This is a genomic window from Burkholderia ubonensis subsp. mesacidophila, from assembly GCF_002097715.1.
GTDB lineage: Bacteria > Pseudomonadota > Gammaproteobacteria > Burkholderiales > Burkholderiaceae > Burkholderia > Burkholderia mesacidophila.
On sequence record NZ_CP020739.1, the window covers coordinates 27,091 to 44,591 of the forward strand.

The 17,501-nt window shown below is 67.4% G+C and carries 16 protein-coding genes and 1 pseudogene; 9 read left to right on the forward strand and 8 right to left on the reverse strand.

Annotated elements, in window-relative coordinates:
* Positions 1-9 precede the first annotated feature (9 nt).
* From B7P44_RS32565 to B7P44_RS32575, 3 genes are all read left to right on the forward strand, one after another.
* On the forward strand, positions 10-1,854 hold the full coding sequence (locus B7P44_RS32565; protein ID WP_084910164.1) for an ABC transporter ATP-binding protein: 1,845 nt from the start codon (positions 10-12) through the stop codon (positions 1,852-1,854).
* A 56-nt stretch (positions 1,855-1,910) separates the two neighbouring features.
* On the forward strand, positions 1,911-2,423 hold the full coding sequence (locus B7P44_RS32570; protein ID WP_084910165.1) for a DUF4262 domain-containing protein: 513 nt from the start codon (positions 1,911-1,913) through the stop codon (positions 2,421-2,423).
* A 159-nt stretch (positions 2,424-2,582) separates the two neighbouring features.
* Positions 2,583-3,758 (forward strand): porin, encoded by a 1,176-nt coding sequence (locus B7P44_RS32575; protein ID WP_084910166.1) that lies wholly within the window; start codon positions 2,583-2,585, stop codon positions 3,756-3,758.
* A 138-nt stretch (positions 3,759-3,896) separates the two neighbouring features.
* Here the strand turns inward: B7P44_RS32575 and B7P44_RS32580 are convergent, their stop codons facing one another.
* On the reverse strand, positions 3,897-6,182 hold the full coding sequence (locus B7P44_RS32580; protein WP_084910167.1) for an NADP-dependent malic enzyme: 2,286 nt from the start codon (positions 6,180-6,182) through the stop codon (positions 3,897-3,899).
* A gap of 136 nt (positions 6,183-6,318) precedes the next feature.
* Between B7P44_RS32580 and B7P44_RS32585 the strand changes: the two genes are divergently transcribed.
* From B7P44_RS32585 to B7P44_RS32600, 4 genes are all read left to right on the forward strand, one after another.
* On the forward strand, positions 6,319-7,287 hold the full coding sequence (locus B7P44_RS32585; RefSeq protein ID WP_084910168.1) for a LysR family transcriptional regulator: 969 nt from the start codon (positions 6,319-6,321) through the stop codon (positions 7,285-7,287).
* A 62-nt stretch (positions 7,288-7,349) separates the two neighbouring features.
* The gene (locus B7P44_RS32590) at positions 7,350-8,177 is read left to right on the forward strand and encodes an AraC family transcriptional regulator (protein WP_084910169.1); all 828 of its coding nucleotides are present in this window, start codon (positions 7,350-7,352) and stop codon (positions 8,175-8,177) included.
* A gap of 87 nt (positions 8,178-8,264) precedes the next feature.
* Complete coding sequence (locus tag B7P44_RS32595; RefSeq protein ID WP_084910170.1) at positions 8,265-8,666, forward strand: cupin domain-containing protein; 402 nt, start codon at positions 8,265-8,267, stop codon at positions 8,664-8,666.
* An 8-nt stretch (positions 8,667-8,674) separates the two neighbouring features.
* Entirely contained in the window at positions 8,675-9,151 is a 477-nt protein-coding gene (locus B7P44_RS32600) for a GNAT family N-acetyltransferase (protein WP_084910659.1), read from the forward strand.
* A gap of 21 nt (positions 9,152-9,172) precedes the next feature.
* On the opposite strand, the gene B7P44_RS32605 is transcribed toward B7P44_RS32600, so the two are convergent.
* The 5 genes and pseudogenes from B7P44_RS32605 to B7P44_RS32625 all read right to left on the reverse strand — a co-directional run bounded on the left by B7P44_RS32605 (position 9,173) and on the right by B7P44_RS32625 (position 13,691).
* Positions 9,173-9,976, reverse strand: coding sequence for an HpcH/HpaI aldolase/citrate lyase family protein (locus B7P44_RS32605; RefSeq protein WP_084910171.1), 804 nt, complete (start codon positions 9,974-9,976; stop codon positions 9,173-9,175).
* Positions 9,973-10,344: pseudogene (locus B7P44_RS32610) on the reverse strand (MmgE/PrpD family protein); the annotation flags it as partial. The gene B7P44_RS32605 and the pseudogene B7P44_RS32610, both read right to left, overlap by 4 nt.
* Before the next feature lie 98 nt (positions 10,345-10,442).
* A complete protein-coding gene (locus tag B7P44_RS32615) occupies positions 10,443-11,621 on the reverse strand; it encodes a CaiB/BaiF CoA transferase family protein (protein ID WP_084910172.1) in 1,179 nt (392 codons plus the stop codon).
* A gap of 14 nt (positions 11,622-11,635) precedes the next feature.
* Positions 11,636-12,799: an acyl-CoA dehydrogenase family protein gene (locus tag B7P44_RS32620; RefSeq protein ID WP_084910173.1), complete on the reverse strand. Its 1,164-nt coding sequence runs from the start codon at positions 12,797-12,799 to the stop codon at positions 11,636-11,638.
* A 31-nt stretch (positions 12,800-12,830) separates the two neighbouring features.
* Complete coding sequence (locus tag B7P44_RS32625; RefSeq protein ID WP_084910174.1) at positions 12,831-13,691, reverse strand: HTD2 family dehydratase; 861 nt, start codon at positions 13,689-13,691, stop codon at positions 12,831-12,833.
* A 325-nt stretch (positions 13,692-14,016) separates the two neighbouring features.
* Between B7P44_RS32625 and B7P44_RS32630 the strand changes: the two genes are divergently transcribed.
* Complete coding sequence (locus B7P44_RS32630) at positions 14,017-15,675, forward strand: tetratricopeptide repeat protein (protein ID WP_231716865.1); 1,659 nt, start codon at positions 14,017-14,019, stop codon at positions 15,673-15,675.
* A 68-nt stretch (positions 15,676-15,743) separates the two neighbouring features.
* Positions 15,744-16,040 (forward strand): hypothetical protein, encoded by a 297-nt coding sequence (locus B7P44_RS32635; protein WP_084910176.1) that lies wholly within the window; start codon positions 15,744-15,746, stop codon positions 16,038-16,040.
* Between the two features lie 47 nt (positions 16,041-16,087).
* Here B7P44_RS32635 and B7P44_RS32640 read toward each other — a convergent pair whose 3' ends face one another.
* Together B7P44_RS32640 and B7P44_RS32645 are read right to left on the reverse strand one after the other, a co-directional pair.
* Positions 16,088-16,465: a copper resistance CopC family protein gene (locus B7P44_RS32640; protein ID WP_084910177.1), complete on the reverse strand. Its 378-nt coding sequence runs from the start codon at positions 16,463-16,465 to the stop codon at positions 16,088-16,090.
* Positions 16,465-17,397 carry a hypothetical protein gene (locus tag B7P44_RS32645; protein WP_084910178.1) on the reverse strand — a complete coding sequence of 311 codons (933 nt, stop codon included), beginning with the start codon at positions 17,395-17,397 and terminating at the stop codon, positions 16,465-16,467. Before B7P44_RS32645 ends, B7P44_RS32640 begins: the two co-directional genes overlap by 1 nt.
* Positions 17,398-17,501: the final 104 nt, after the last annotated feature.

The following is a 17,501-nucleotide window of genomic DNA, read 5'->3' on the forward strand; positions in this document are numbered from 1 at the left end:
AGACACTGGATGTTTTCGTGGTTCGAACGGCGCCTGCCGACCTTTCCTCTCGAGGACCCCGTCACCCCGCCCATGGGGTTCTTCGCATTCGTCTGGGCGTGCACGCGAGGCGCGCGCGGCTGGGTGTTCCTGATCGCGCTGACGTCCGCCGCGCTGGCCGCGTATGAAGCGGCGCTGTTCGCGATGATGGGACACGTGGTGGACTGGCTGTCGTCGCCGACGCCCGCCGAATTCCGCGACCGGCATCTCGGCACGCTGCTCGCGTATGCCGGCGTCCTGCTCGGCAGCGTGCCGCTGATCGGCCTGCACACGATGGCGAAGCACCAGGCGCTGGCGATCAATTTCCCGATGCGGCTGCGCTGGCTCTTTCACCGGCTGATGCTCGACCAGAGCCTGTCGTTCTACGCGAACGAATTCGCGGGCCGCGTCACGACCAAGATCATGCAGACCGCGCTGGCGGTCCGCGACGCGCTGTTCATGACGGTGGACGTGCTCGTCGGCGTGGCCGCCTATCTGCTCGGCATCCTGCTGCTGGCCGCCAGCTTCGAGTGGCGGCTGATGATTCCGTTCGCGGTCTGGGCGATCGGCTACGGCGTCGCGTGCTGCTACTTCGTGCCGCGCCTCGGCCACGTCGGCAGCGAGCAGGCCGATGCGCGCGCGATGATGACGGGCCGCATCACCGATGCGTATTCCAACATCGCGACCGTGAAGCTGTTCGCGCACACGCGGCGCGAGGCCGACCACGCGCGACACGCGATGGAGGCGTTCAAGGCCACCGGCTATGCGCAGATGCGTCTCGTCAGCGCGTTCGAGGTCACCAATCACGTGATGACTACCGCGCTGCTGGTCGGCTCGACCGGTCTCGCGCTCTATCTGTGGGCGCAGGGCGAGGCGAGCGCGGGCGTGGTCGCGGCGGTGATCGCGATGGCGCTGCGGCTGTCCAGCTATTCGCACTGGGTGATGTGGGAGATGACCGAGCTGTTCGAGAACGTCGGCACGATCCAGGACGGCATCACGACGCTGACGAAGGTGCGCGCCGTCGTCGACCGGCCGGACGCGCGGCCGCTCGTCGTGCGGCGCGGCGAGATCGTGTTCGACACCGTGCGCTTCTCGCACGAGGACAACGGCAAGCCGGTGTTCGACGGCCTGACGCTCACGATCCGGCCGGGCGAGCGCATCGGCCTGATCGGCCGCTCCGGCGCGGGCAAGTCGACGCTCGTCAACCTGCTGCTGCGCTTCTACGACGTGGGCGGCGGCCGCATCCTCATCGACGGGCAGGACATCGCGCACGTGACGCAGGACAGCCTGCGCAGCGCGATCGGCATGGTCACGCAGGACACGTCGCTGCTGCACCGCACGATGCGGGAGAACATTCTCTACGGCCGCCCGGACGCGAGCGAAACCGACATGCAGGACGCGGCGGCGCGGGCCGAAGCGGCGGACTTCATCGAACGGCTGGGCGATCGCCACGGGCGCAAGGGCTACGACGTCGAGGTCGGCGAGCGCGGCGTGAAGCTGTCCGGCGGCCAGCGCCAGCGGGTCGCCATCGCGCGCGTGATGCTCAAGGACGCGCCGATCCTCGTGCTCGACGAGGCGACGAGCGCGCTCGACTCCGAGGTCGAAGCCGCGATCCAGCACAGCCTCGGCAGCCTGATGGGCGGCAAGACCGTGATCGCGATCGCGCACCGACTGTCCACCATCGCGGCGATGGACCGGCTGATCGTGCTCGACGAAGGCCGCATCGTCGAGGAAGGCACGCACCAGCAGCTGCTGCAGGCAGGCGGCATCTATGCGGCACTGTGGGCGCATCAGAGCGGCGGGTTCCTGGGCGAAACGGCGGAGGCGGTGCAGTAGCCGGCGCGCGCCCTGCCCTGTCCCAACCAACGACACACCCTACCGAGGAGACCCACGTGCCTTCGAAACCGGATATCGCCACGGCGCTGGATGCGCCCGACTCAGTGCTCGACGACACCGAGCGGCAGTTCGTTCGCCAGATCCGGACGAACGGCTGGTTCCGCACGGAGGTATTCGCGGACGACGAAGGCCCGGGCTTTTCGTTCACGACGGGGTTCTGGGTCAATCTCGGCTTTCCGGAGGTCATCGCATTCTCGATGCCGTCGAAAACCATCCACGCGGTGCTGTGGGATCTGTACCGGATGGTCGCCGCCGGCTCGCCGCCGCCCATCGGGAAAGTCACGTCGTCCGTGTTCGGCAATGCGGACGCGCTCCTGATGCCGGTCGCCGGCAAGCACTACGAACCCCATCTCGGCTGGAGTCGCTGGTTCTACGGCAACGACGATTTCCCGTGCGTCCAGTTGCTGTGGCCGAGTCGCGAAGGCATCTTTCCCGGGCACGCCGGCGCGGACGACGCGTTGAACGGCGCGCAGCCGATCCTCTACGAAGACGTCAGGCACATGCACTGAGACGGAGCAGCCGCACCCGGCCAGCTTTCCATTCACGCGGCAATCGCAACGATCGCCGCGCTTCATATCCATTCGAGAAATGATTGGTTTCCTCGATCGTCCGTGGTCCGTATCGTTCAGCGATTCGTCACACCAATCGACCACGGGGGTAACCAGTAGATGCAATCATTCAAGCGACTCGCCCTTCTCGCGCTGCCGGCGGCGCTCGCCGCCACCGGCGCGCATGCGCAGAGCAGCGTCACGTTGTACGGCATCGTCGACGCGGGCATCGCGTACGTGCACAACGCACAGGACGCCAACGGCGGGAACGCGTCGAATCTCGTCAAGTTCGGCAGCGGCAACCTGTCGGGCAGCCGCTGGGGGCTGCGCGGCACCGAGGATCTCGGCGGCGGCCTCGCCGCGCTGTTCCAGCTCGAAAACGGCTTCAACATCGGCACCGGCGCGCTCGGCCAGGGCCAGCGCGAATTCGGCCGCAAGGCGATCGTGGGCCTCGCGCACAACACGTACGGCACCGTGACGCTCGGCCGCCAGTACGATCCGGTCGTCGACCTCGTGCAAGGCCTCACCGAGGACAACTACTTCGGCGGCGTGTTCTCGACGCCGGGCGACCTCGACAACTACGACAACAGCCTGCGCGTCAGCAATTCGGTGAAGTACACGAGCCCGCTGATCTCCGGCTTCCAGTTCGCCGCGCTGTACGGCTTCGGCGGCGTCGCCGGCGCGACCGGCAGCGGCCGCACCTACAGCTTCGGCCTGAGCTATGCGAACGGCCCGCTGTCGCTCGGCGCCGGCTACTTCTTCGCGAACGGCGGCACGACGACGGACAAGAACGGCGCGCGCACGTGGACGAGCAGCTCGGACACGCTCTTCAATACCGTGATCAACCAGGGCTTCTCGAGCGCGAAGTCGATTCAGATCGTGCGCGTCGCCGGCCAGTACGTGCTCGGCGCGGCGACCTTCGGCCTCGCGTATTCGAACACGCAGTACGGCGCGGACACGCTGTCGGCGTTCAGCCAGACCGCGAAGTTCAACAACGGTTCGGCGTACTTCAACTGGCAGTTCTCGCCGGCGCTGCGCGCGGGCATCGGCTACAACTACACGTCGCTGACGGGCCCGACCTCCGCGCACTACAACCAGGTCAACCTCGGTGCGAACTACTCGCTGTCGAAGCGCACCGACCTGTACGCGCTGTTCGGCTACCAGAAGGCGAGCGGCAATACGCTGAACGCGAACGGCGCGATCGTGAAAGCGGCGGCGACGGTCGGCTCGTACGGCGTGAACTCCGGCACGGATTCGCAGGAGCTCGCGGTCGTCGGCATCCGCCACAAGTTCTGACGCACCGACGGCGGCCGGCGCGCGCGCACTGCACGTGCCGGCCGCATTCCCGAACTCAGCGGTCACCCCACGGGCCCGCCGAATCGGGCGGGCGCCGGCGGGATAGACAGTTAGTTGCACTCCGCGCGCGACGCGCGATCAATCCCTGTTCGCCTGCAACACCGTCAACGCGGCCATGTTCACGATCCGCCGCACCGTCGAGCTCGACGTCAGGATGTTGACCGGCGCATCGACGCCCAGCAGGAACGGCCCGACCGCGACATTGCTGCCCGCGCCCGTCTTCAGCAGGTTGTACGCGATATTCCCCGAGTCGACGTTCGGACACACCAGCAGGTTCGCCGCGCCCTTCAGTCGCGAGGTCGGCAGGATGCGCAACCGCAGCGCTTCGTCCAGCGCGCAATCGCCGTGCATTTCGCCGTCGATCTCGAGATCGGGCGCCTGCTCGCTGACGCGTTCGAGCACTTCGCGCATCTTCGCGCCCGACGCCGAACTGCCGGAGCCGAAATTCGAGCGCGACAGGAGCGCCACCTTCGGCGTCAGGTTCAGCCACGCCATCTGCGCCGCCGCCGCGATCGTGAACTCGGCAATCTGCTCGGCAGTGGGGTTGTCGTTGACGTGCGTATCGACGAGCGCGAGCGTGCGCCGGTCGAGCAGCAGGATGTTCATCGCCGCGTAGACGTGCGCGCCGCGCCGCTTGCCGATCGCCTCGTCGACGAAACGCAGGTGGTCATGATAGGCGCCGACGGTGCCGCACACCATGCCGTCCGCGTCGCCGAGCCGCACCATCATCGCGCCGATCAGCGTCAGCCTGCGCCGCATCTCGACGCGCGCCATCTCCTTCGTGATGCCGTCGCGGCAACGCAGCTCCCAGTAGGTCGTCCAGTACTGGTGAAAGCGCTCGTCGTATTCCGGATTGGTGACCTCGACGTCCTCGCCAAGCCGCAGCCGCAGGCCGAATTTCTCGATACGGGCGAGCAGCACTTCCGGGCGGCCGACCAGGATCGGGCGCGCGAGCTTCTCGTCGACGATCACCTGCACCGCGCGCAGCACCCGCTCCTCCTCGCCTTCGGCGAACACGATGCGCGACTTGCCGCCGTCGCGCACGAACTGCTTCGCCGCCGCGAACAGCGGCTTCATGAACGCGCCGGAGTGGTAAACGAACTGCTGAAGCTGATCCGCATACGCGGCGAAATCGTCGATCGGGCGCGTGGCGACGCCGTCCTCCATCGCGGCCTTCGCGACGGCGGGCGCGATCCGCACGATCAGGCGGGAATCGAACGGCTTCGGAATCAGGTATTTCGGGCCGAACGCCAGATCGTACGCGCCATAGGCCGCGGCGACCGAGTCGTTCGGCTCCTCCTTCGCCAGCCCCGCGATCGCATGGACGGCCGCGATCTCCATCCGGCGCGTGATCGAGGTGGCGCCGACGTCGAGCGCGCCGCGGAAGATGTACGGGAAGCACAGCACGTTGTTGACCTGGTTCGGATAGTCCGAACGGCCCGTGGCGATCACGACGTCGTCGCGCACCGCGCACGCCGCTTCCGGGAAGATCTCGGGCGTCGGGTTGGCCAGCGCGAGAATCAGCGGGCGCGGCCCCATCTTCGCGAGCAGCGGCGCCGTCAGCACGCCGCCGGCGGACAACCCGAGGAACACGTCGGCGCCCTCGATCACGTCGGACAGCGTGCGCGCCGACGTCTCCTGCGCAAAGCGCGCCTTGTCCGGGTCCATCGCGACCGTGCGCCCGGCATAGACGACGCCTTCGATGTCGGTCGCCCAGATGTTCTCCGGCGGCAGGCCGAGATCGACCATCAGGTCCAGGCACGCGAGCGCCGCCGCGCCGGCGCCGGACGTCACGACCTTCACTTGCTTGATGTCCTTGCCCACCACGGCCAGCCCGTTGATGAACGCCGCGCACACCGTGATCGCGGTGCCGTGCTGGTCGTCGTGGAACACCGGGATCTTCATCCGCTCGCGCAGCTTGCGTTCGACCGTGAAGCACTCGGGCGCCTTGATGTCCTCGAGGTTGATCCCGCCGAAGGTCATCTCGAGGCTCGCGATGATGTCGACCAGCTTGTCGGGATCGGTCTCCGTAATCTCGATGTCGAACACGTCGATGCCCGCGAACTTCTTGAACAGCACGGCCTTGCCTTCCATCACCGGCTTCGACGCGAGCGGCCCGATGTTGCCCAGGCCCAGCACCGCGGTGCCGTTGGTGATCACGCCAACCAGGTTGCCGCGGCTCGTATAGCGGAACGCCTGGGCCGGATCGGCGGCGATTTCCTCGCAGGTGGCCGCCACGCCCGGCGTATAGGCGAGCGCGAGGTCGCGCTGCGTCACGAGCGGCTTGCTCGCGGTCACGGCAATCTTGCCCGGGGTCGGAAATTCGTGATATTCCAGGGCGGCCTGGCGTTCGGTCTTGTTCATGTGTCGTCTCTCATCCACGCGCCGGGCCCGTCCCGGCGACCATCGAAGCACGCCATTCTAGGCAGCCGTCCCGGGCGCGCCATTTTGAATTAGTATGCGTCCATCATGTTTACGTGATGGCCAGGGTTCGTGAGTCGTGCGATTCGATATTGAGGAAGTGAGCCGGCGCCTGAGCGCCCGCCTGAAAATGCGGCACCTCGTGCTGCTGCTGCAGATCCGGCAGCACGGCTCGCTGACGCGCGCGGCCGAGCATCTCGCGAGCAGCCAGCCGGCGGTCACCAATGCGCTGGCGGAGCTGGAGAGCATGTTCGGCGGGCCGCTGTTCGACCGTTCGCCGCGCGGCATGGCGCCGACCGCGCTCGGCAACGTCGTGCTCGAACGCGCGCAGGCGATGCTGCACGACCTCGACCATCTCACCCGCGATATCGAAGCGGTCGTCGCCGGCCATGCGATGCGGCTGCACATCGGCGTGATTCCGTTCATTTCGGGCCGCACGCTGGCGGCGGCGATCCGGCGCACGCAAGCGCAGGTGCCGCAGCGGCTCACGATGACGATCCACGAAGGCACCAGCGATGCGCTGATGGCGCAGCTGAGCGACCACGCCCTCGACATCGTGATCGGACGCGCGTCGTCGACCGTCGATCTCGCGCAGCTGCGCTTCGAAGTGCTGCATCAGCAGAAGCCGCGCCTGATCGCGAGCCGCCGGCTCGCCGCGCGTCTCGCGCGCAGCCGGCCCAACTGGCAGAAGCTCGCGGAGCTCGACTGGATTCTCGGCCCGCCGCACACGCCGATCCGCGAGCAGATCGCCGACCTGTTCCTGCACGCCGGCGTCGCGCCGCCCGTGCCGATCGTCGAAAGCTACTCGTCGCGGCTGATCGGCGAAGTGATCGTGGCCAACGAAGACGCCGTCTCGATCGTGCCCGCCGATATCGCGGAGGAGCTCGTGCGCATCGCCGGCGTCGCGATCGTGCCGTACACGCTCGAGTGGACCCTGCCGCCCGTCGCGGCGTTCACGCGCGCGGGCGTGGCGCGCGAGATCGATACGATCTTCGCGCGGATCCTCCGCACGCTGTATCAGGAAGCGGATGCCGGCCGGGCCGGATGACGCCCGCCCGCACAGCGAATTCGCAAGGAAGCCGAAACGTCACGCGCAGCCGGGAGAGTGCAATGACAGGCAGTACGACGCAGACCCGATCCGACTGGATTTCCCGCTCGGAAGCCACGCAGGGCATCGAGCGCATCGAAGCCTATTTCCGCGGCAACGCGTACTCGATGCACCGGCACGACACCTACGCGATCGGCCTGACCCTCGCCGGCGTCCAGTGCTTCCACTATCGGCGCAGCCTGCGCAGCAGCGTGCCGGGGCAAACGATGGTCCTGCATCCCGACGAGGCGCATGACGGCCAGGCCGGCACGCGCGACGGGTTCCGCTATCAGATGATCTACGTGCAGCCCGCCGCGATCCAGGCCGTGCTGGGCGGCAAGCCGCTGCCGTTCATCGAGGGCGGCGTGACGACCGACCCGCGCCTGTTCGACGCGACCGGCGCCGCGCTGCGCCGGATACGCGACGACGCGGAGCCGCTCGAACGCGACGATGCGATCGTCGACCTCGCGCTCGCGATGGATATCGCCTCCGGCGCCCGGCCGACGCGCAAACCCGCGGATTTCGCCGCGGTGCAGCGCGCGCGGGAATATCTGCAGGACGCATGCACCGGGGCCGTCACGCTGGACACGCTCGCCGCCGTCAGCGGGCGGGACCGCTGGAGCCTGTCGCGGGATTTCCGCACCTTCTACGGAACGAGCCCCTATCGCTACCTGACCATGCGCCGGCTCGAAGCGGCGCGCGCGATGATGCTGCGCGGCGTGTCCCTTGCGGACGCCGCGGTCGCCGCGGGCTTTTCCGACCAGAGCCACATGACCCGGCATTTCCGCAGCGCATACGGGATCTCGCCCGCGCGCTGGCTGGCGATGACGGGCCAGCCGCGTGCCGACTGACGCGAGCCGGCACGCACAATCGTTCAAGACCGCCCGCCTGCGGCCGGCCTAAGCTCCGTTTACGCCATCACCGCAACGGAGCTCAGCATGTCCCACCCTTCTCTCCAGGCGCCCGCGCATCGCGGCCAGCGCCAGACGATCGATCTGCTCGACAAGATCCGCCTGATCGACGGCCACTGGCAGCCGCGCGTCGTCGCCGAAATGAACGACTATCAGTTCAAGGTCGTGAAGATCGTCGGCGATTTCATCTGGCACCAGCACGCCGACACCGACGAGACGTTCATCGTGCTCGAAGGCCGCTTGCGCATCGACTTCCGCGACGGCGCCGTGGAGCTGGGCCCGGGCGAGATGGCCGTGGTGCCCAAGGGCGTCGAACACAAGCCGTATGCGGCGTCCGAAGTGAAGCTGCTGTTGATCGAGCCGCGCGGCGTCGTCAACACGGGCGACACGGCCAACGACAGAACGGTCGCAAACGACCAGTGGATCTGACTGCCGCGATGCCGACGCACACGCCCGTCATCCGCGAAGCCGCGTTCCCCGCGGATACCGTCGCGCTCGTTGCCGTGATCCGCGAATACGTTCGCTGGCTCGACATGGATCTGTCCTACCGCGGATTCGATGCGGAAATGGACGCGTTCGAGCGAATCTACACGCTGCCGTCCGGCATGTTCTTCGTCGCGGAGGCCGACGGCGAGATCGCCGGTTGCGCGGGACTGCTGCGCCGCTCGAACGAAAGCGCGGAACTCAAGCGGCTCTATGTCCGCGAAGCATGGCGGGGGCTGTCGCTCGGCGAGAAGCTCGTCATGTCGGCGTCCCGGCGCGCGAAGACGCTGGGGTTCTCCACGCTGGTGCTCGACGCCGTTCCACAAACCCGATTCGCCCAGCACCTGTACGAGCGGTTGGGATTCGCGGAAACCGCGCCCTTCTACGAGAACCCCGTCGAAGGCACCCGGTTCATGGCGCTGGCGCTTTGACGGGCAATGCGCGGGGCGCCGTCACGGCCGCACAATCCGCTGCGCCTTCAGGATGACCGGCGTATCGACCATCTTGCCGTCGACGCTGACCGCGGCCCCCGCGCTTGTTTCCACCGCTTCGAGCACGCGCTTCGCCCATGCGCGCTCGACGTCGCTCCACGCGTACGCGCGATGCACGGCGTCGAGCTGTTTCGGATGGATGCACAGCTTCCCGCCGAACCCGAATTTCCGCGCATACCGCGCATGCTGCTCGATCGCCGCCGGATCGTCGATGACCGTCGTCACGCCGTCGACCGGCGGCTCGATGCCGGCGAGGCGCGACGCGAGCACGAACTGCGACCGGAACGCGTTCAGCTCCTCGCCGTCGCCGTCGATGCCGAGATCCACCTGGAAATCGAGCGTGCCGAACGCGACGCGCGCCACGCGCGGCGCCGCACACACGTCGCCGAGCCCCGCGACGCCGCGCGCGGTCTCGACCAGCGGCAGCACCGCGAGCCCGGCGTGCGCATGCGCGAGCACCGCGTCGACCTGCGTGCGCGTCTCGCACTTCGGCAGCATCACGCCCGCCGCGCCCGGATGCGCGGCGATCGCCGCGACGTCGTCCGCGAACCATTCGGTATCGGTCGCGTTCACGCGCACCCACACCGGCCGATCCGCGTCGAGGTGCGCGACGACCGCCGCGCGTGCGGCCGGCTTCTCGGCGGGCGGCACCGCATCCTCCAGATCGACGATCACGGCATCCGCGCCCGCAGCGCGCGCCTTGTCGAAACGTTCCGCGCGATTGCCGGGAACGAACAGCCACGAACGTGGCGAAACGGCCGTCATGCCGACTCCTCCTGAAACAACGATCCGATCGCCTCCTGCGAGGCAATGTCCCACGCGCCGGCCACGAGCCGCGCGACCTCGTCCTGCGACGCCGCGCCGGAAAACCTCGCCAGCCGGCGCACCTTGTCCGCGATTTCCGCGCGCGACAGCGTATTGCCCGGATCGCCCTTCGGTTCGTCGACGCGCCCCGCATGCGAACGTCCGTCGCGCGTCTTCACCGTGACCTTGCCGATCCAGCGCGCCGGATACGCGCGATCGACCTCGTCGTCGAACGCCATCGTCACGCGCTCGCGGAACGCGGCGACGTCCGCCGCCGCATACTCGCGCTCGAACGCGTCGACGCCCGCATAGCCATGCAGTGCGACGACGTCGTGCGGAATCGCGTCGAAACACAGGCCGGACGCGAACGTCGCGAGCGCCAGGCTCGGATGATGGGGTGGTGTATGCGTCATCGGATGTCGTTCAGTCAGATCGCGCCGCTCGCGCGCAGCGCATCGATTCGCGCACGATCGTAGCCGAGTTCGGCCAGAATCGCGTCGGTGTGCTGCCCGAGCGCCGGCACCGCGTCCATGCGGGGCTCGACGCCGTCCGGCAGCCCCGGGGGCAGCAGCGCGGGCGCCGCGCCGGCCGCCGTATCGACCGAGCGCCAGCGCTCGCGCGCCGCGAGCTGCGGATGCCGCCACACGTCGTCCAGCGTATTCATCTGCGCGTTCGCGATGCCGGCCGCGTCGAGCCGCTGCATCACGTCGGCCGCGGTCAGCGTCGCGAACGCGTCGACGATCAGCGCATGGAGCGCATCGCGCGCAGCATGGCGCTTCGCGTTCGCGTTGAAGCGCGCGTCGTCGGCAAGCGCCGGCTGGCGCAGCACCTGGTCGCAGAACAGCTTCCACTCGCGCTCGTTCTGCAGGCCGAGCATCACGGTCTTGCCGTCGCCCGCCGGGAACGGGCCGTACGGATAGATCGTCGCATGCGACGCGCCCGACGGCGCCGGCGGGCTCTGCCCGTCGATCGCGTAATAGAGCGGATAGCCCATCCACTCGACCATGCTCTCGAGCATCGACACGTCGATCCGGCAGCCCTTTCCTGTGCGCCCGCGCATCAGCAGCGCGCTCAGGATGCTCGTGTACGCATACATGCCGGCCGCGATGTCCGCGATCGAACAGCCGGCCTTCGCCGGCTGGCCCGGCGAGCCGGTGATCGACAGGAACCCCGCTTCGCTCTGGATCAGCAGGTCGTACGCCTTCCGGTCGCGATACGGACCGTCGGCGCCGTACCCGGAGATGTCGCAGACGATCAGGCGCTCATGCGTGTCCTCCAGCGCGTCGTACCCGAGCCCGAGCCGTTGCGCGGCGCCGGGCGCGAGGTTCTGCACGAGCACGTCGGCGTCGGCGAGCAGCGCGCTCAGGATCCCGGCGGCCTCCGGCTGCTTGACGTCGAGCGTCAGGCTTTCCTTCGACCGGTTCACCCACACGAAGTGGGACGACAGCCCGTGCACGCGCTCGTCGTAGCCGCGCGCGAAATCGCCGCTGCCGGGCCGTTCGATCTTGATGACGCGCGCGCCGAGATCGGCGAGCTGGCGCGTGCAGAACGGCGCCGCGATCGCATGTTCGAGCGTGATGACCTTGATTCCGTCGAGCGGTCGCATGTTTTCTCCCCTTCTCAGAACGACCGCGGCAGGCCGAGCACGTGCTCGGCGACGTACGCGAGGATCAGGTTGGTCGAGATCGGCGCGACCTGGTACAGGCGCGTCTCGCGGAACTTGCGCTCGACGTCGTATTCGCACGCGAAGCCGAAGCCGCCGTGGAATTGCAGGCACGCGTTCGCCGCCTCCCACGATGCATCCGCCGCGAGCAGCTTCGCCATGTTCGCCTGCGCGCCGCACGGCGCGTGCGCGTCGAACCGGCGCGCGGCCTCGAAGCGCATCAGGCTCGCCGCCTCGACGTTGACGAACGCGCGCGCGATCGGGAACTGCACGCCCTGGTTCTGGCCGATCGGGCGGCCGAACACGATGCGGTCCTTCACGTATGCGCTCACCTTGTCGACGAACCAGTAGCCGTCGCCGATGCATTCCGCCGCGATCAGCGTGCGTTCGGCGTTCAGGCCGTCGAGGATGTACTTGAAGCCCTGCCCTTCCTCGCCGATCAGGTTCTCGGCCGGGATGTCGAGGTTGTCGAAGAACAGCTCGCTGGTCTCGTGGTTGACCATGTTCGGGATCGGCTGCACCGTCAGCCCCTTGCCGACCGCATCGCGCAGGTCGACGAGGAAGATCGACATCCCCTCGGATTTCTTCCGCACGTCGGCAAGCGGCGTCGTGCGCGCGAGCAGGATCATCAGGTCCGAATGCAGCACGCGCGAGATCCACACCTTCTGGCCGTTGATCACGTAGCGGTCGCCGCGCTTCTCGGCGGTCGTCTTGATCTTCGTCGTGTCGGTGCCGGTGGTCGGCTCGGTCACGCCCATCGACTGCAGGCGCAACTCGCCGCTCGCGATCTTCGGCAGGTAGGCCCGCTTCTGCTCGGCCGAACCGTGCCGCAGCAGCGTGCCCATGTTGTACATCTGGCCGTGGCACGCGCCCGAGTTGCCGCCCGAGCGGTTGATCTCCTCCATGATGATCGACGCCTCGGTCAGGCCGAGGCCGGACCCGCCGTATTCCTGCGGAATCAGCGCCGCGAGCCAGCCGGCCTTCGTCAGCGCGTCGACGAATTCGTCCGGATAGCCACGCGCCTCGTCGATCTTGCGAAAGTATTCGCCCGCGAACTGGCTGCACAGGTCGCGCACCGCTTCACGGATGTCCTGGTATTCGTCGTGTTGCGTCGTTTGCATGGTCGGGATTCGATGATGGGAGGGATCGGGTTCACGCAAGCGTCGCGCTCGCCTGCATCGTCAGATGGCCTTCGTGGTCCTTCGCCCACAACTCGATCGTCCGGCCGTCGTCCGACGGCTTGCCGCACAGCGTGAACGGCTGTCCGTCGAAGGTCGGCCGCACCGCACGGAACGCGAAGGAGGCGAGCGTCGCATCAGGGCGCTCGCGATGCACGAGATCGGCGAGCAGCGTCGCGATCAGCGGGCCGTGCACGACGAGGCCCGGGTAGCCTTCCTGCTGCGTCGCGTACGGGTGGTCGTAGTGAATCCGGTGGCCATTGAACGTCAGCGCCGAGTAGCGGAACAGCAGCACCGGATCGGCCGTCACGGTGCGCGACCACGTCTCGCCCTGCGGCGCCGCGACCGGCTTCGGCGCCGGCGCGCCCGGCCGCGGCGCGTCGCGGTAGACGAGGTCCTGCTCTTCCTCGATGCACAGCACGCCGTCCGTTTCATAGCGATGCTGGACCGTCACGAACACGAGGCGGCCGCTGCGACCCGTCTTGTCCTCGATGTTCACGATCGTCGATTCGCGCGTCGCGCGCCGCCCGGCGCGCAGCGGCGCATGGAACGTCAGCCGTCCGCCCGCCCACATGCGGCGCGGCAGCGGCACCGGCGGCAGGAAGCCGCCGCGCTTCGGGTGCCCGTCGCCGCCGACCTGCGCCATCGGCGCAAGCGGCAGGAAGTACAGCCAGTTCCAGAGCGGCGGCACGACGTCGCCGGGCGCCGCGCGATCGAGCGTCGCGGCCAGCGCGTCGAGCGCGAACGCGGTGATGTCGTCGGCGAGCGTCTCGGTCTTGCCCAGCCAGGCGTCGAGCGACGGCGATGCGGTTTCCGGTGAGGATGAGGTCGACACTTGCGAATCTCCAATGCGCGGCTGACAGGTGCCCCTACTATGCACCCCGGCAGGCGTTTCGCGAAGTTGGCATTGCCTAACCTTGCGTTCGAATTTCGCTAACGCTCGCGGCCGCCCGGCCGGTCATGCCACGGAAATCGGGTATTCACTAGAATAAGGACACGCAATCGCATCGCGGCGTTCCAGGCGAAGCGATGCGCCGCGCAACGCTGTATCGGCGACCCTGCAGACCTGACTGGAAATGAGTGCTGGCAAGCTTCTGTCCGGCATCGCGATGGCCGCGCTGTCCACGACATGTGCCGCTGCGGAGGTGGCTGGCACTTGTTTGCCGTCGTTTTCCGAAGTCGACGTCGCGCATGGACTCGAAGTGCGGAACCGCTGCACCGTCTCCGCGTCCGCGCTCGCCGGCGTCACCGAGCGCCTGAATCGCGCGGTGAAGCGCGACGGACTCTCCGCCGCGCAACGGGTTGCGCTGGCGACAGCGGCCAACGGGATGCTGCATGCGGTCTTCTCGCAGTCAGGCCATGGCGAACCCGCAAACGACGCCGCGTTCGTCAACCTCGAAACCCTCCTCGAAAGCCTCGCATCGCAGATCAGGACGCGCACCGATATCGACCCTGCAGCCGAGGCGTCGAAATGGAACGCACGCTACGAGGATCTGCTGCGCAGGTTGTCGATCACACACAGCTCGGACTCCGCCGAACGGCAACTCGACGAAGCAGCGACGCGTCTCGACCTGGATCTCGCATCTGCGCTGCTCACTCGGCTCGTTGCCAAAGTACCCGGCACCGCCCAGCTATCCGCGGCGCGCAACTACGAATCGGCGAGCATCGAACTGCTTCGCTTCATGCCATGGAACGCGCTGCCGTACCTCGAGAAAGCCCATGCACTGCAGCCCGACGATGTGGCCATCGCCACCACCTACGCCGACACGCTGCTCGTGCAGCGCGAGCCCGGGCGCGCGGAGCCGGTGTATCGCGCGCTGCTGATCCGGTATCAGACGCTTGCGCAACAGAAGCCTGCCGCGTGGCAGCCCGCCGTCGCGCGCACGTTCGGCCGGCTTGGCAGCCTGCATGCGATGCAGCAGCAGAACAAGGAAGCCGAAGCCGCTTGGCTGCACGCGCTCGAAATCTACTGGGCGCTCGCGCGCGTGAACGCTTCGGCCTACGATCCCGCATTGGCTCAAACCTTTGACGACCTCGCCACGTTGTACCGCGACACGCAACGCCTGCGGGAAGCGGCAGACGCGTGGCGCGAAGCCCTCGCCCTCGACCGCGCGCTGGCCCGACAGGACCCGGCCTCGTACCGGCCTGCGGTCGCGACGACGCTCAACGATCTCGGCATCCTCTACGGCGCGACACAGCGCATGCATGACGCGGAACTCGCCTATCGCGAAGCGCTCGGCATCCAGCGCGCACTTGTACACGACAATCCGGCCGCCTGGCGTCCGGCGCTGGCGCGCACGCTGAACAACCTCGGCAACTTCTACACCGCAAACGAACGGCTGCCGGAAGCGGAACATGCTTACCGGGAAGCGCTGACGATCCGCCAGCAGCTCGCCCGCGAAAGCCCCGCGCTTTACCAGCCCGACCTGGCGCGTACGCTGGGCAATCTGGGCGTGCTGTACCGCATCGAACGGCGACCGGCCAAGGCATTGCACGCGTATCGGCAGGCGCTGCAGGTCGTTCACGCGCTCTCGCGCAATGCGCCTGCCGCGTACCAGCCCGACGAAGCGCGGATACTGAACAATCTGGGCGTGCTCTACAGCCGCACGGGCAGGCCGCACGAAGCCGAAGACGCGTGGCGCCGCGCGCTGGATCTTTACCGCCAACTCGCACGCGACGATCCGCTGACCTGGCGGCAGGATCAAGCACGCACGTTGCGGAATCTGGGCACGCTGCTCAGCCACACGCGACGCTCCGCTGAAGCCGACGAAATGAAACGCGAGGCCGACGAGCTGATCGATTCGACGCGGACGCAATAGATCGCGAGGCAAGCCGTCGAACTCGTCCCCGGTCATTTTGTCGAAGTAGCGTGAGTGGAACGCATCCCATGAAGCCCCTTCTCTCTACCGTCGCCTTGGTCGTGCTCGTTGCCGGCTGTTCGTCGGCGCCCGCCAACAAGCCGATCGCCCGGCAGATCCCGCCAGTCGCGCACACCTGCGCCCCGCGCGCCAGCCCCCGTGCGACGCGCACTGACGCCATGTCGAAACCACCGGTGCTCAGCGTCGGCGTCAGCGATCCCGATACGCAATTGATTCTGCCGTGGTTCCTCAACGACATCATCGATGCAGTGAACACGCACGAATCCGCCGGCGACTTCCTGCACGCGATAAGAAGCGGCTTCTGACCCTCCTCATGCGTTCGGATCTCATTAACGCTCGCGAGCCAGGTCCCTCACTTCACCTTGAACGAATAGTCGCCGTGCGTGCGATGCCCGTCCGCCGCGACCGCCACCCAGTGCACCGTGTACGTGTCGGGCGGCAACGGCGGCAATGCAAGATCGATCGACTTACGGTCATTCGGATCGACTTGCGCCTTTGCGGTGTTCACCTGCTTGCCGGTCGAATTGCTGACGTTCAGCGAACTGAACGCGGGCTCGAGCGGCCCGTCGAACACGATCGTCACGCGTGGCGGCGCCGCCACTTCCGCGCCCGCCGACGGCGATTGCTTCTGCGGGAACACATGGGCAAGGGCCGTCGACACGATCAGGATGCCCGTTGCGACGGCCGCAGCGCGCGCGCCGAAATGAAGCCGGTTGAATGTGCGCATCATTATTCGCCTTTGCCGAAAAGCGGCTTGCCGATCGTGTTGGGAAACACGTCATCGAGGTAAAGATGCGCCTGCAGCAACACGCCCGTGCCGGTTCCGCTCGCGTGATTGACGGGAATCTGCGCCTCGACGCCGAACTGGCCCCAGCGGGTGACCCACATCACACCGGGATTGATCGTCCCGGTCGTGTGGCCCGAACACGGGCTGGCGGTGCAGGTGCTCATCGGGAATTCGACGACGGGGATCAAGTTGTTGAACGGCGCCTTGAGCCCGACGTCTCGCACGAAATTCTGCAGGTACGGCAGGCTGTATTGCACGGTGACGCCCCAGCTCAGCGAATTCGGATCGGCGCTGTTCAACGTGATGCGCGGGCCGACGGTGCCCGTGATCGCCAGCGGCTTCAGGTATTTCAGGCTATCGGGCAGGTCCCCGAATCCCTTGCCGAGGTAGAGCGTCGGCGTCACGGCCGAGTGCGGATTGGCGATCGAATGCGCGCCCGTATCGCCGAGCTCAGCGAAGGCGCCGACCGACGCCATGAACTCGTGCTTGTCGTTCACGTAGAAGCGGTACTTTGCGCCGACTTGCCAGTTGTCGAAGCCCCGAGCCGAGCCGTCGTTCGGTGCGTTGAGGTTCACGTAGGTGCCCGTCAGGGAAAGCTGGAAGCTCGGCGTGATCCGCTTGTCCCATTCGAGCGTGGTTGTATTGGTGTTCTGCTTGTCGCCATCCCCCGTGTCGGACTGGAGGTGGCCGAAGTTGAGGTTGAGTTCGTCTCCGACGCCGGGATCGTCGACGGCCATCGTCGCCGGAAAGACGCGGTTGCCGGCAATCGCGTGTGCCGTTGCAAGTGACGGGAAGAGAAGCGGGACGGCTATGGCGGCTGGAGCAAGGTAAGCCGCCAGCATCGGCATGTTGCCGCGTGCAGGTCTGGTGCGCATGGTTCACCCCTTCTGATGGTCGCGTTGACATGCTCGCGAGTCGGTCAAAAGACACGCGAGGTGGCAGCGATGCAAGGACACTTGCATCGCCGCCTGGCTGACTC